The sequence below is a fragment of the Micromonospora coriariae genome, assembly GCF_900091455.1.
Taxonomy (GTDB): Bacteria; Actinomycetota; Actinomycetes; order Mycobacteriales; family Micromonosporaceae; genus Micromonospora; species Micromonospora coriariae.
Map to the genome: position 1 here is coordinate 2122073 of NZ_LT607412.1, position 12570 is coordinate 2134642.

At 73.7% G+C, this 12570-nt stretch carries 12 protein-coding genes; 10 read left to right on the forward strand and 2 right to left on the reverse strand.

Annotated elements, in window-relative coordinates; translation table 11 throughout:
* Positions 1-215: 215 nt before the first annotated feature.
* The 9 genes from GA0070607_RS09890 (at position 216) to GA0070607_RS09930 (ending at position 9759) form a co-directional block, all read left to right on the forward strand.
* Positions 216-1382 carry an acyl-CoA dehydrogenase family protein gene (locus GA0070607_RS09890; protein WP_089021755.1) on the forward strand — a complete coding sequence of 389 codons (1167 nt, stop codon included), beginning with the start codon at positions 216-218 and terminating at the stop codon, positions 1380-1382.
* Entirely contained in the window at positions 1372-2586 is a 1215-nt protein-coding gene (locus GA0070607_RS09895; RefSeq protein WP_089017941.1) for an acetyl-CoA C-acetyltransferase, read from the forward strand. The genes GA0070607_RS09890 and GA0070607_RS09895 overlap by 11 nt, the downstream gene beginning before the upstream one ends.
* A 14-nt stretch (positions 2587-2600) precedes the next feature.
* A complete protein-coding gene (locus GA0070607_RS09900) occupies positions 2601-4757 on the forward strand; it encodes a 3-hydroxyacyl-CoA dehydrogenase NAD-binding domain-containing protein (protein WP_089017942.1) in 2157 nt (718 codons plus the stop codon).
* Positions 4754-5899, forward strand: a complete 1146-nt coding sequence (locus GA0070607_RS09905) for a CaiB/BaiF CoA transferase family protein (RefSeq protein ID WP_089017943.1) — start codon at positions 4754-4756, stop codon at positions 5897-5899. Before GA0070607_RS09900 ends, GA0070607_RS09905 begins: the two co-directional genes overlap by 4 nt.
* 253 nt (positions 5900-6152) lie before the next feature.
* Positions 6153-7472 (forward strand): reverse transcriptase family protein, encoded by a 1320-nt coding sequence (locus GA0070607_RS09910; RefSeq protein WP_197701250.1) that lies wholly within the window; start codon positions 6153-6155, stop codon positions 7470-7472.
* A 138-nt stretch (positions 7473-7610) separates the two neighbouring features.
* On the forward strand, positions 7611-8069 hold the full coding sequence (locus GA0070607_RS09915) for a YbaB/EbfC family nucleoid-associated protein (protein ID WP_157743122.1): 459 nt from the start codon (positions 7611-7613) through the stop codon (positions 8067-8069).
* Between the two features lie 4 nt (positions 8070-8073).
* Positions 8074-8415 (forward strand): WXG100 family type VII secretion target, encoded by a 342-nt coding sequence (locus tag GA0070607_RS09920; protein WP_089017945.1) that lies wholly within the window; start codon positions 8074-8076, stop codon positions 8413-8415.
* Positions 8399-9475, forward strand: coding sequence for a WXG100-like domain-containing protein (locus tag GA0070607_RS32955; protein ID WP_456299230.1), 1077 nt, complete (start codon positions 8399-8401; stop codon positions 9473-9475). The genes GA0070607_RS09920 and GA0070607_RS32955 overlap by 17 nt, the downstream gene beginning before the upstream one ends.
* A 14-nt stretch (positions 9476-9489) precedes the next feature.
* Positions 9490-9759, forward strand: a complete 270-nt coding sequence (locus GA0070607_RS09930) for a hypothetical protein (RefSeq protein ID WP_089017946.1) — start codon at positions 9490-9492, stop codon at positions 9757-9759.
* Here the strand turns inward: GA0070607_RS09930 and GA0070607_RS09935 are convergent.
* Together GA0070607_RS09935 and GA0070607_RS09940 are read right to left on the reverse strand one after the other, a co-directional pair.
* The gene (locus tag GA0070607_RS09935; RefSeq protein ID WP_231930931.1) at positions 9657-10598 is read right to left on the reverse strand and encodes a cytochrome c oxidase assembly protein; all 942 of its coding nucleotides are present in this window, start codon (positions 10596-10598) and stop codon (positions 9657-9659) included. The genes GA0070607_RS09930 and GA0070607_RS09935 overlap by 103 nt on opposite strands.
* Positions 10595-11086, reverse strand: coding sequence for a DUF2243 domain-containing protein (locus tag GA0070607_RS09940; RefSeq protein ID WP_089017947.1), 492 nt, complete (start codon positions 11084-11086; stop codon positions 10595-10597). The genes GA0070607_RS09935 and GA0070607_RS09940 overlap by 4 nt, the downstream gene beginning before the upstream one ends.
* 187 nt (positions 11087-11273) lie before the next feature.
* On the opposite strand from GA0070607_RS09940, the gene GA0070607_RS09945 reads away from it, so the two are divergent.
* A complete protein-coding gene (locus GA0070607_RS09945; RefSeq protein ID WP_089017948.1) occupies positions 11274-12530 on the forward strand; it encodes a DUF2786 domain-containing protein in 1257 nt (418 codons plus the stop codon).
* Positions 12531-12570: the final 40 nt, after the last annotated feature.

Sequence of the window (12570 nt, forward strand, 5' to 3'; positions counted from 1 at the left end):
GTCACGGTGATCGATGCACCCTCGCCGGCGCGCAGCCCGCCTGTCCGCGTGCCACCCCGGGCGGCGACCTCGGGCAGCGACCCAGAGCGACAGCCCAGAGCGACAGCCCAGAGCGACAGCCCAGAGTGGCGGCTCCAGGCACCCCGGCGACCCCCGCACCGGCAGCTGAACACGGCTTATTGACATGCCGCCAACAGGGCGCGAGGGTGATGCACATGCCGATCCCCCCGCCCGACGGTTCCCCCTCGCCCTGGCGCGAGGCGGAGCACGACGACCTGGCCGATCTCGCCCGCACCTTCTTCACCAAGGAGGTGCTGCCGCACGCCGACCGCCTGCTGGCCCAGGGCCATCCGGACCGCGAGCACTACCGGCGCGCCGGCGAGCTGGGGCTGCTGGGCCTGTCCGTCCCGGAGGAGTACGGCGGCGGGGGCGGCGGCTTCACCCACGAGGCGGTCATGCTGCACGAGCAGGCGTACACCGGGGAGAGCAGCCTCGGGCTTGCCGTCCACAGTGGCATCGTCACCGGCTACCTGGCGGCGTACGGCAGCGAGGAGCAGAAGCGCCGCTGGCTGCCCGGCCTGTGCAGTGGTGAGCTGATCGGCGCGATCGCGATGACCGAGCCGGACGGCGGCTCCGACCTCCAGGCGATGCGCACCCGGGCGGTCCGCGACGGTGACGACTACCTGGTCACCGGGGCGAAGACGTTCATCACAAACGGGGGCCTGGCCGACCTGATCATCGTGGCCGTGAAGACCGACCCCGAGCAGCGGGCCGCCGGTGTCTCGCTGCTGGTCTGCGAGGTCGGCGGCGACCCGGCGGGCTTCCGCCGGGGCCGGCTGCTGTCCAAGATCGGGCTGCACGCCAACGACACCGCCGAGCTGTTCTTCGACGAGTTCCGGGTGCCGGCGGCCAACCTCCTCGGCGGCGCCGAAGGGCTGGGCTTCGTCCAGCTCATGCAGCAACTCCCGCAGGAACGACTGGTGATCGGCGTCGGCGCGGTCGCCGCGATGGAGCGCGCGATCGAGCTGACCGTCGCGTACACGAAGGAGCGGGCCGCCTTCGGCAAGCCGCTGATGGGCCACCAGAACACCCGGATGGTGCTCGCCGAGTGCGCCACCCGCACCCGGGTCAGCCGGGTCTTCCTGGACGACTGCATCGTCCGGCACACCCGGGGCGAGTTGGACGTGGCCACCGCCGCGATGGCGAAGTACTGGCTGACCGACGGCCAGTGCGAGGTCATCGACCGATGCCTGCAACTGTTCGGCGGCTACGGCTACACCACGGAATACCCGATCGCCCGGATGTACGCCGACGCCCGCGTCCAGAAGATCTACGGCGGCACCAACGAGATCATGAAGGAGCTGATCGCCCGTGCCCTCTGAGGCGTACGTCTACGACGCGGTCCGCACCCCGCGCGGACGCGGCCGGGACACCGGCGCGCTGCACGGGGTCAAGCCGATCTCCCTGGTGGTCGGCCTGATCGACGCGCTGCGCGAACGCAACCCCGGCCTGGACGTCGACCGGCTGGAGGACCTGCTGCTCGGCATCGTCACCCCGATCGGCGAGCAGGGCGGCGACCTGGCCCGGGCCGCGGCGCTGCTGGCCGGGCTGCCCGACCAGGTGGGCGGGGTGCAGCTCAACCGGTTCTGCGCCTCCGGGCTGGAGGCGGTCAACTCCGCCGCGGCGCGGATCCGCTCCGGCTGGGAGCACCTGCTGCTCGCCGGCGGGGTGGAGTCGATGTCCCGGGTGCCGATGGGCTCCGACGGTGCGGCCTGGGCCACCGACCCGCAGACCGCGCTGGCCACCTCGTTCGTGCCGCAGGGCGTCAGCGCCGACCTGATCGCCACCCTGGAGGGCTTCACCCGCGACGACGTGGACGGCTACGCGCTGCGCTCGCAGGAGCGGGCCGCCAAGGCGTGGGCGGGTGGGCACTTCGCCCGCTCGGTGGTGCCGGTCCGCGACGGCAACGGGCTGGACATCCTCACTATGGACGAGCACCCCCGCCCGGAGACGACCCGGGAGGCGTTGGCCCGGCTCACCCCGTCCTTCGCCACCATCGGCGAGGCGGCCGGCTTCGACGCGGTCGCGTTGCAGAAGTTCCACTGGCTGGAGGCGATCGAGCACGTCCACCACGCCGGCAACTCCTCCGGCATCGTGGACGGCGCGGCGCTGGTCCTGATCGGCTCGGCGGAGGTCGGTCGGGACCTCGGCCTCACCCCGCGCGCCCGCATCGCCGGTGCGGCGGTCAGCGGCGCCGACCCGACGCTGATGCTGACCGGCCCGATCCCGGCCACCCACAAGGCACTCGCCGTCGCCGGGCTGACTCTCGCCGACATCGACCTGTTCGAGATCAACGAGGCATTCGCCGCGGTGGTGCTCAAGTACGTCCGCGACCTGGGCCTGGACCCGGACCGGGTGAACGTGAACGGCGGCGCGATCGCCCTCGGCCACCCACTCGGCGCGACCGGAGCGATGCTGCTCGGCACCGCGTTGGACGAGTTGGAGCGCCGCGACCTGCGCCGCGCCGTGGTGACCCTCTGCATCGGCGGCGGCATGGGCGTCGCCACCGTTCTCGAGCGCTGCTGACCCGGAGGACGACCATGACCGACACCATCCGGTACGACCGCGGCGCGGACGGGATCGTCACGCTCACCCTGGACGATCCCGACCAGTCCGCCAACACGATGAACCGGGCGTACGCCGCGTCGATGAGCGGGGTACTGGACCGGCTGGAGGCCGAGCCGGATCTCGCCGGAGTCATCGTGACCAGCGCGAAGTCGACGTTCTTCGCCGGCGGTGACCTGCCAGAGATGATCCGGGCCACCCGGGACGACGCGCCCGCGCTGGCTGAGCTGCTCGGCACCATCAAGCGGGACCTGCGCCGGCTGGAGACGCTGGGCCGGCCGGTGGTCGCGGCGGTCAACGGTTCGGCGCTCGGCGGCGGCCTGGAGATCGCGCTCGCCTGCCACCACCGGGTCGCGCTGGACGCTCCCGGCAGCCGGCTCGGGCTGCCCGAGGTGACCCTGGGCCTGCTGCCCGGCGCCGGCGGCGTCACCCGGACGGTGCGGATGCTCGGCCTGGCCGGGGCGCTGACCACGGTGCTGCTCACCGGCCGGCGGATGCGCCCGACCGACGCCCTGTCCGCCGGTCTGGTCGACGAGGTGGTGGCCACCCCGGCGGAGTTGCTGGACCGGGCGCGGTCCTGGATCGCCGCCAATCCCCGCCCGAGCCAGCCGTGGGACCGTCCGGACTACCGGATGCCCGGCGGCACCCCGGCCAGCCGGTCGCTGGCCGCGCAACTGCCGGCCTTCCCGGCCACCCTGCGCAAGCAGCTCAAGGGTGCCCGGCTGCCCGCGCCGGAGGCGATCCTGGCCACCGCCGTCGAGGGTGCCCAGGTCGACCTGGAGGCCGCGTTCACCGTAGAGACCCGGCACCTGATCGGCCTGCTCACCGGGCAGATCGCCAAGAACATGATCGGCGCGTTCTTCTTCGACCTGAAGGCGGTCAACGGCGGCGCGGCCCGACCGTCCGGGGTGGACGCCGCGCCGGTGCGCCGGGTCGCGGTGCTGGGCGCCGGCATGATGGGCGCCGGAATCGCGTACGCCTGCGCCAGCGCCGGCCTGGACGTGGTGGTGAAGGACGTCTCGCCGGAGGCCGCGGGCCGGGCCCGGGAGCACGCCGAACGGCTGCTGGCGCGGAGGGTCCGCAAGGGCCGCGCCACGGAGGCGGACGCCCGAGCCGTGCTGGACCGGATCACCACCACCGACCGGGTGGACGCGCTGGCCGGTTGCGACGCGGTGATCGAGGCGGTCTTCGAGGACCCGGCGCTGAAACGGTCGGTCTTCGCCGAGGTGCTGCCGGTGCTGGCGCCGGACGCCCTGCTCGCCTCCAACACCTCCACCCTGCCGATCACCGGACTGGCGGCCGGGGTGGGCCGCCCGGCCGACTTCATCGGCATGCACTTCTTCTCACCCGTGGACCGGATGCCGCTGCTGGAGATCGTGGTCGGCGAGCGAACCGGCGACGCCGCGCTGGCCCGGGCGTTCGACCTGGGCCGGCGGATCGGCAAGACCCCGATCGTGGTCAACGACGGCCGGGGCTTCTTCACCAGTCGGGTCATCGGCCGGTTCATCGACGAGGCGGTCGGCATGGTCGCCGAGGGGGTGCCGGCCGCCTCGGTGGAGCAGGCCGCCCTGCAGGCCGGCTACCCGACCGGGCCGCTGGCACTGGCCGACGAGGTGAGCCTCACCCTGATCCAGCGGATCCGCCGGCAGTTCGAGGCGGCCGGTGAAGGCTTCCTGCCGCTGCCGGCGCACCGGCTGGTGGACGAACTGGTGGACGCGTACGACCGGCCGGGGCGCGCCGCCGGCCGCGGCTTCTACAGGTACGCCGACGGCACGCGGGGCCGGTTGTGGACCGGTCTCGCTGAGCTGACCACCGACGCGGGCCGGGCGGTGCCGTTCACCGACCTCCAGGAACGGATGCTCTTCGCCGAGGCGCTCGACGCGCTGCGCTGCCTGGACGAGGGGGTGCTGCGGACCGAGACCGACGCCAACATCGGCTCGATCCTCGGCATCGGCTTCCCGGCCTGGACCGGCGGGGTGATCCGCTACGTCCGGCAGTACGCGGGCGGCGCGGCCGGCTTCGCGGCCCGGGCCACGGAGCTGGCCGACCGCTACGGTGACCGGTTCACGCCCCCCGCCGACCTGGTCGACCGGCTCGCCAGCCGCCCGACCGAAGCGGTGAGCGCCGCGTGACGGCGACCGGCGGGACGGCGGACGAGCCGGGGCGCGATGGTCCGCTGGCCGGGGTACGGGTGGTCGAGCTGGCCAGCCTCGCTCCGGCGCCGTTCGGCTGCATGGTGCTCGCCGACCTCGGCGCGGACGTGGTGCGGGTGGACCGGCCGGGCGGCCCGGCGGCGGGGAGGCTGGCCGCGCCGACGGGCGGACCGTTGCAACGCGGCCGGCGGGTCACCGCGCTCGACCTAAAGTCCCCGGCCGGGGCGGCGGACCTGCTGCGCCTGGTGGAGCGGGCGGACGTGCTGGTCGAGGCGTACCGTCCCGGGGTGGCCGAGCGGCTGGGCTTCGGCCCGGAGATCTGCCAGGCCCGCAACCCCCGGCTCGTGTACGCGCGGATGACCGGCTGGGGTCAGGACGGCCCGCTGGCAGCCCGGGCCGGACACGACATCGACTACATCGCGGTGGCCGGGGCGCTGGAGCCGCTGGGTCGGGCCGGCGAGCGTCCGTACGCCCCGATGAACCTGCTCGGTGACTTCGGCGGGGGCGGCATGCTGCTCGCCGTGGGCGTGCTGGCCGCGCTGCTGGAACGGGAACGATCCGGCGTCGGCCAGGTGGTCGACGCGGCCATGGTGGACGGTTCGGCCCTGCTCACCGCGTTCCTGCACGGGTTGCTCGAAACCGGCCTGTGGGCCGCGCCCCGTGGGCGCAACATGTTCGACGGCGGGGCACCGTTCTACGACACGTACCGCACCGCCGACGGCGGCTTCATGGCCGTCGGTGCGATGGAACCGGCCTTCTACGCCGAGCTGCTGACCGGCCTCGGCCTCGCCGAGGACCCGGACCTGCCCGCCCAGTACGACCCGAGCGGCTGGGACGAGCTACGCCGGCGGTTCACCGAGCGGTTCGCCGAGCGGAGCCGGGACGAGTGGACGGCCGTCTTCGCCGACCTGGACGCGTGCGTCGCGCCGGTGCTCGCCCCCCGCGAGGCGCACCGGCATCCGCACAACGCCGCCCGGGGCACCTTCGTCGACGTGGGCGGCGAAATCCAGCCGGCCCCGGCACCCCGCTTCGACCGGACGCCGACCGGCCGGCCAGCCCCGGCGCCGGACCCGGAGCACGACGTCCTACCAGTCGACGCGATCCTCGCCGACTGGCGGTGAGCCGCGGCGGGCCGGGGGCAAGGACCCACCCGCCACCGGCTGACCGGGGATACGCTGCCCCGATGGCAGCGTGCCCCGAGCTGACCTGGCCGCGCCCCCACCGGGGACGCGGTCGGAGTCTCTCCGGGGCAACCCCGGGGGCGGCACATCCACCTGGGCACCACACCACAGGTGCGTCGGCACGCTCCGCGAGCCTGTGCACCCGTACGACCGGGATTCGTCGGGGCACGCTGTCATCCACCCTGGGCCGGCCGTGACGACGGTCGGCTCCCTGGCCGTCGCGCTCGCCGACGCGTTCCTCGCGGCCGACCGGTGGCTGCGCGGCGACCTGGTCGCATCCGGCGGGCGGGTGCTGGGGGTACGCCGCCGGTGGCTGTGGCCGGTGGCGGACGCCGCGCTCGCCGCGTACCCCCGGGCCCCGCGCGACCGGCCCCGGGAGCTGGCCGCCTTCCTCGCCAACCTGGCGCTGCTGGCCGAGGTGGTCGGCGCGGCGCGGCAACGCGGCCACACCGTCGCGGTCCGCGCCCGGCCGGTGACGCCGACCCGCACGGTCCGCCGGCCCTGGTCGACTCCGGTTCTGGACGACCTGGCCGACCTGGCCAGGCTGCTCGACGTGACCCCGGACCAGCTCGACTGGTACGCCGACCGGCGCGCCATGAACCGTCGCGCCGACGATCAGCGTCTGCACCACTACCGGTACCGCTGGACCGTCGCCGGCCGGTTGATCGAGGCGCCGAAACCACGGCTGTGCGCGCTGCACCGGCGGCTGCTCGCCGAGGTGCTGGGCCCGCTGCCGGTGCACCCGGCGGCGCACGGGTTCGTGCCGGGTCGGTCGGCGCACACCTTCGCCGCCGCGCACGCCGGGCGAGCGGTGGTGGTCCGGATCGACCTGGCCGCGTTCTTCGGCAGCGTGCCGGCGCGCCGGGTGTACGGGCTGTTCCGCACCGCCGGGTATCCGGAGCCGGTCGCGCATACGCTCACCGCGATCTGCACCACCCGGACCCCGGCGGCGGTGCTTCGTGCCGCGCCGGTCGACCTGCCCGACCGGGTCTGGCGGCTGGCCGCGCTGCGCGGCGGGCACCTGCCGCAGGGCGCGCCCACCTCGCCCGCGCTGGCCAACCTCTGCGCGTTCCGGCTCGACCGCCGGTTGACCGGGCTGGCCGCCGCCTTCGACGTCGACTACCAGCGGTACGCCGACGACCTCGCCTTCTCCGGCGAGTTGCCGCCCCGGCGGGTCGCCGACCTGCTCGCCGCGGTGACCGAGGTGGTTCGGGACGAGGGCTTCCGTGTGCACACGCGTAAGACCCGGGTGCGTGGCCGGGCCGACCGGCAGCTCCTTGCCGGGCTGGTGGTCAATGAACGGCCGGCGGTGCCCCGCGTCGAGTACGACCGGCTGCGCGCGATCCTGCACAATGCCGCCCGCACCGGGCTGGCCGCCCAGAACCATGCCGGCCACCCGGCCTTCGCCGAGCACCTGGCCGGCCGGGTCGCCTGGGTCGGCCACACCCATCCCGGCCGAGCCGCGAAACTGGCGGCGCTCCTGGCCGCCGCCCTGGCCTCCCCACAAACCTGACCGGCAGGTCGCGTACGACGACCCGCAGGTCATCGACCGTTCGCTCTATCCACAAAGGACTTCGGCCCGCGAGGGCAGGCGTCACGTTGCTACTGTCGCTCACCGGGGAAGAGAACTGCGAGTCGTAGGGGGACGCGCATGGCGAGCGGAATCGATCCGTCCGGCCTGAGTCGCTCGCTCGAAGAGGCGATGCGCCTGCTGAGCCAGGCCACGGGGTCCGCCTCGGCACAGCCGGGCGGGGGCGACGATCAGGGCGACGAGGGTTTACCAGCTGTCGAGCAGATGGTGGGGCGGGGCACCGGCGGTGACGGTCTCGTCGAGGCGGAGGTGTCCGCCTTCGGCGGCCTGGAAACTCTGGTGATCGACCCGAGCCTGTCCCGTGCCGGCACCAGCGCCATCGCCGAGTACGTCCTGGAGGCGGTCAAGGCGGCACAGGCCGACGAACGCGCCCGGCGCGCCGAGCTGACGGCCGCCGTCGGTGCCGACGCCACAGCCCTGACCCGGCAGCTCGAACGTGTCTCGGAGGACGCGTTCCGCGGGTTCGAGCAGATGATCGGCGACCTGGACGCGGTCACCCGCCGGATGGATCGACGCTGAGCCCATGTCCGACGGGATTCAGGTCGACGTCGACGCCCTCCACGCCGCGGCGGGCTCGCTCACGGCCACCGGTCAGCAGCTCGGCGCAGAGGTCAGCAGCCTCGAGTCGACGGTGAACGGCGCGGGTAATCCGTGGGGCGCCGACGAGGCGGGCTCACTCTTCGGAGCCGTGTACGTCGAGGTGCTCACGCATGCGCTCGACGTGTACCGGTCGATGGCCGACCAGTTGCTGGAGGCCGCCGCGAACCTCGACCTCGGTGCCGACGCGCACGAGGCGACCGACATCGCCAACGCGGAACTCTTCACGAGGATGGAGCTGCCCGGTGGGTATGCAGCTACCTCCTGAGCTGGTCGAAGCTCTGGGCTGGGTCGGCTTCACCTGGCCGACCGCCGACGAGGAGCTGCTGTTCGAGGCGTCGCAGCTGTGGTTCGCGTTCGCCGGCCGGCTGCGTACGGCGGTCGGGGAGGCGGAGGCTGGCGCTGCGAAGGTCGGGGCGACCAACATCGGTGACGACGTCCGGGCGTTCGAGCAGGCGTGGCAGGGCGAGGAGGGCCCGCCGCGCCGGATGGAGGACGGCGCGCAGGCCGCCGAGCTGATCGGCATGGCGTTGCTGGTGATGGCCATCATCACTCTGACGCAGAAGATCCTCGTCATCGTCCAGCTGACGATCCTCGTCGTGCAGGTGGCGATCGCCCTGGCGGCGGCCGCACCCACCCTCGGTGCCTCGCTGGCTCAGATCCCCGTCTCGATCGGCCTGGCCCGGATGGCGATCCAACGGATCATCAAGGAGGTCATCGAGCGGGTCGTCAAGGAGATCATTCCGCGGTTGCTGAAGCGGGCGAAGACGCTGCTGCGCCGTTTCGCGCGCAAGGGCCCGAAGCGCGGCCCGGGACGACCGAACGTGCCCGGCCCGCACACCACGCCCCGCTACCACAACACCAAGCCGATGCTCGACAAGTACCGGAACGAGCACCTGCCGGGAGGGCATTTCCCGACGGCGGTGCGCCGACTCAGTCCGGAGGAACTCGAACAGCACCGGGTGTTCTTCGACAGCAACGGCGTCCTGCGCAGCGCGAAGAACGGCGAGCCGTTCGACACGTCGAGCGCCCAGACCGTGTTCAGCGGAAACGGCCAGGCGATCTTCGTGATGGACCGGAACGGCAACCTCTACGCGTCCAACTATCAGAAGGTCGGCGACTTCCACCACTCGACGCTGGGTAACGGGCAGCCGGTCGCGGCCGCGGGCGAGCTGGTCGTCAAGGACGGTATCGTCCAGCACGCGACGGCGCGCAGCGGTCACTACCAGCCCGAAGTGAGCCACATGGGCAACCTCGATGCCGAGTTCAAACGCAACGGCCTCAACAACGTCCCGATCATGGGCTGGGACGGCAGACAGATCTTCTAGGGGAGTCCACAAGCATGGGTACGAGCAGTTGGAAGGGCCACGTCAACGGGATCCTCTACGGGATCCAGTTCGACCGGGCGCTCGACGACACCGTGGTGACGCGGGTCGCCGACGGCGTGGTCGGTGGGCTCTACCCGGGTGACCGGGCCGAGACGCTGGACGCGCTTGATCAGGCGCTGCGCTACTCGGGCCCCCTCAACGACCAGGCCGAGACGCACCACAGCGAGGAGAACATCCGGGCGTTCCTCGGCCGGCTCTCCACCGCCCTGGCCGCGCGCGGCTGACCCCCGGGCCTCTTCTTCATCGACCGAGAAGGTCGCGCCGGGTGGCGACGGAAGGGTCGGTGGTACCAGGTGGCGAAGAGGGCGACGGCGAGCAGCAGCTCGGCCACGTCCCCGCCGTAGTACATGAGCTGGGCGGCGGAACGGAACGCCGCCGGGTCGGGGTCGGCCAGCCCGGGCGGCAGGGCGCCGGCGTGCGCGTAGAGGTACTTGGCGAGCGCGGAGTGCCCGGCCGCCGCGCCCAGCAGCGCGCCGAGCCGCACGGCCAGCCCGGGGCGGCGGGGGGCCGGGTCCGGGCCGGCCAGCGACCAGGCGAACAGGTATCCGGCGGCCAGGTAGTGCAGGTGCAGGGCGTGGTGCAGGGTGGGCTGGCGCTCCGCCGCCGCGTACAGCGGGGTGAGCAGCACCAGGGCCAGCCCGCCCGTGCTGAGCAGCGCGGCGGTGACCGGGTGGGCGATCAGGTGCAGCGGGCGGGCGCGCAGCAGCCGGCCGATGAACCGGCGCCTGGGCGTGGACGCGATCCGCAGCAGCAGTGTCACCGGGGCGCCGAGCACCAGCCCGAGCGGGGCCACCATGCCGAGCAGCAGGTGCTGCGTCATGTGTCCGCGCGGGTCGTCGGGGAGCTGCGCGAGCGGCCCGACCGCGACCGCCAGCACGGCACAGCCGGCCAGCCAGGCAGCGCTGCGCCGGTGGTCCCAGCCCCTCGGATCCCGCGCGGCGGCCACGAGGTAGCCGCCGGCCAGCAGGCCGACCGCCACCAGCGGAAACCAGCCCGGGCCATCCGCCACGTGCCCCCCGTGCGCGAGCCGGTCCGTCGCGCCGGGAACGAGCGTCGCCGTCACCGGGAGCCGCCACGTGGCGGGCGGGACCGGGCCCGCCAGACCAGCGCGGCGCCCACGAGCAGCAGTATCGCGCCGCCCACGTTCCACACCACGTCGTACGGCACCAGGTGGACGCCGTACCGGATCTGGTGCAGCCGGAGCACCTTGTGGTCGACCAGCCCGTCGAAGAGCTGGAAACCCCCGGCGCCGAGCAGGAATCCACCCCAGGCGAACCGGGCCGCCAGTGCGCCGCGCCGGCGCAGGTCGGCGAACCAGAAGAACCCGCCGACCAGGGCCAGCAGCTCGGCGGCGTGCAGCAGCCCGTCGGAGAGCAGGCCCACCGACAGGGTGGACCGGTCGTAGAAGTGGTGCCAGGCCAGCAGCTGGTGAAAGACGATCTGGTCCACCGCGGCCATCACCGCGACGCCGATCAGGACACCGGCGAGGGTGGACGAGCGGGCATCCGGCAGGGCGGTGGCGCGCGCGTCCGGCGGGTGGAAACCGGTCATCGCACACCTCGCATCACATCGGGTCAGCCCCGAACTACCCGGAACGGGACAGACCATGCCGCCACGCCGTCGGAGACACCCGATCGGCAACATCCCCGTTCCGAACCGCCGGCACGGTTACCGGCATGATCATGGAGTTGGGGCGGCCGGAGCCGCTCCGGCAGCGAACCCGCAGGAGGAGGTGCACGTGCCGGACCCGGACGAACTCGTCGCCGATGCGCTCGCGGCGGTGCGCGGCACCGACGTACGGCAGGCCGAACGGCAGCTGGACCGGCTGATGGTCGGCACCGGCGCGGCGGACGGCACTACGGCGGTGGACACGGCGCTGCTGCGTCGCCTGATCCGCGGCGTGGCGCGGCTGTGGCCGCGCGGCTGGCAGCCGGCCGACCTGGACCGGCTCACCACCCGGCGGCTCGGCGCCCGCTCGGCCCGGCTGGTGCGGGACGCGTTGGCCGCCCAGCGGCGCGAGCAGGCCGGGCCGGTTCCGGCGTGGTGGGACGAGCAGTTGCGTGAGCTGGCCGCCGAGGTGTGGTGGGACGACGACCGGAGCGTGCTGGCCGGCTGGTCCGCCCGGGAGGGGCTGGACCGGGTCGACGCCCTGCGCACGGCGGTGGACACCCTCGTCCTGGTGGAGAGCCTGCCGCCGATCGCGGTGCTGCGTCCGCCACCGGGCACGACCGGTGCGGCGGCGACGGGCCGCCCGACCGGCGCGGCCCGCAGTGGGTCCGGGATGCTCGAACGGGTACGGGCGCTGCTGGCCAAGGCCGAGTCGACCACCTTTCCGGCCGAGGCGGAGGCGCTGACCGCCAAGGCGCAGGAGTTGATCGCCCGGCACAGCATCGACGAGGCGCTGCTGGCCGCCGGGGCCGACCGGGGCGACCTGCCCGGCGGGGTACGGCTCGGCACCGACGCCCCGTACGCGGGAGCGAAGGCGCTGCTGGTGCAGGAGGTCGCGGCGGCGAACCGCTGTGAGGCGGTCTGGTCCGACGACCTCGGCTTCGCCACGGTGCTGGGTTGGCCGGCCGACCTCGTGGCGGTGGAGCTGCTCTACACCTCGCTGCTGGTTCAGGCCACCGCCGCGATGCTGCGCGGGCGGGCTGAGCGGCGACCGGGGGCCGGGCGGCGGACCCGCGTCTGGGACGAGTCCTTCCTCAACGCGTTCGCGCTGCGGATCGGCGAGCGGCTGCGCGCGACCACCGACGCGGCGGACCGGGCGGCGGCCGAGACGGCCGGCCCGGAGCGGCTGCTCCCGGTGCTCGCCGCGCGCGGTGCGGCGGTCCGGGAGCGGCTCGACACCCTCTTCCCGGGCGTGACCCGGCACCGGCTCAGTGTCCGTGACGCCGAAGGCTGGTCGTCAGGCACCTCCGCGGCCGACCGTGCGTCACTGGACGTCGGCGGCGGGCCACCGCCCCGACAGGTGCCGGGACGACCTGACCCACGGTGACCCAGGCGGCGTGGAGCCGCCACCGTGGAAAAAATTCTGC

Excerpts from the sequence above, each read along its gene's own strand:
- GA0070607_RS09920 (WP_089017945.1), top strand. The coding sequence starts at position 8,074 with ATGTCCGACGGGATTCAGGTCGACGTCGACGCCCTCCACGCCGCGGCG.
- GA0070607_RS09940 (WP_089017947.1), bottom strand. The coding sequence starts at position 11,086 with ATGACCGGTTTCCACCCGCCGGACGCGCGCGCCACCGCCCTGCCGGAT.
- GA0070607_RS09915 (WP_157743122.1), top strand. The coding sequence starts at position 7,611 with ATGGCGAGCGGAATCGATCCGTCCGGCCTGAGTCGCTCGCTCGAAGAG.
- GA0070607_RS09890 (WP_089021755.1), top strand. The coding sequence starts at position 216 with ATGCCGATCCCCCCGCCCGACGGTTCCCCCTCGCCCTGGCGCGAGGCG.
- GA0070607_RS32955 (WP_456299230.1), top strand. The coding sequence starts at position 8,399 with ATGCAGCTACCTCCTGAGCTGGTCGAAGCTCTGGGCTGGGTCGGCTTC.
- GA0070607_RS09930 (WP_089017946.1), top strand. The coding sequence starts at position 9,490 with ATGGGTACGAGCAGTTGGAAGGGCCACGTCAACGGGATCCTCTACGGG.
- GA0070607_RS09900 (WP_089017942.1), top strand. The coding sequence starts at position 2,601 with ATGACCGACACCATCCGGTACGACCGCGGCGCGGACGGGATCGTCACG.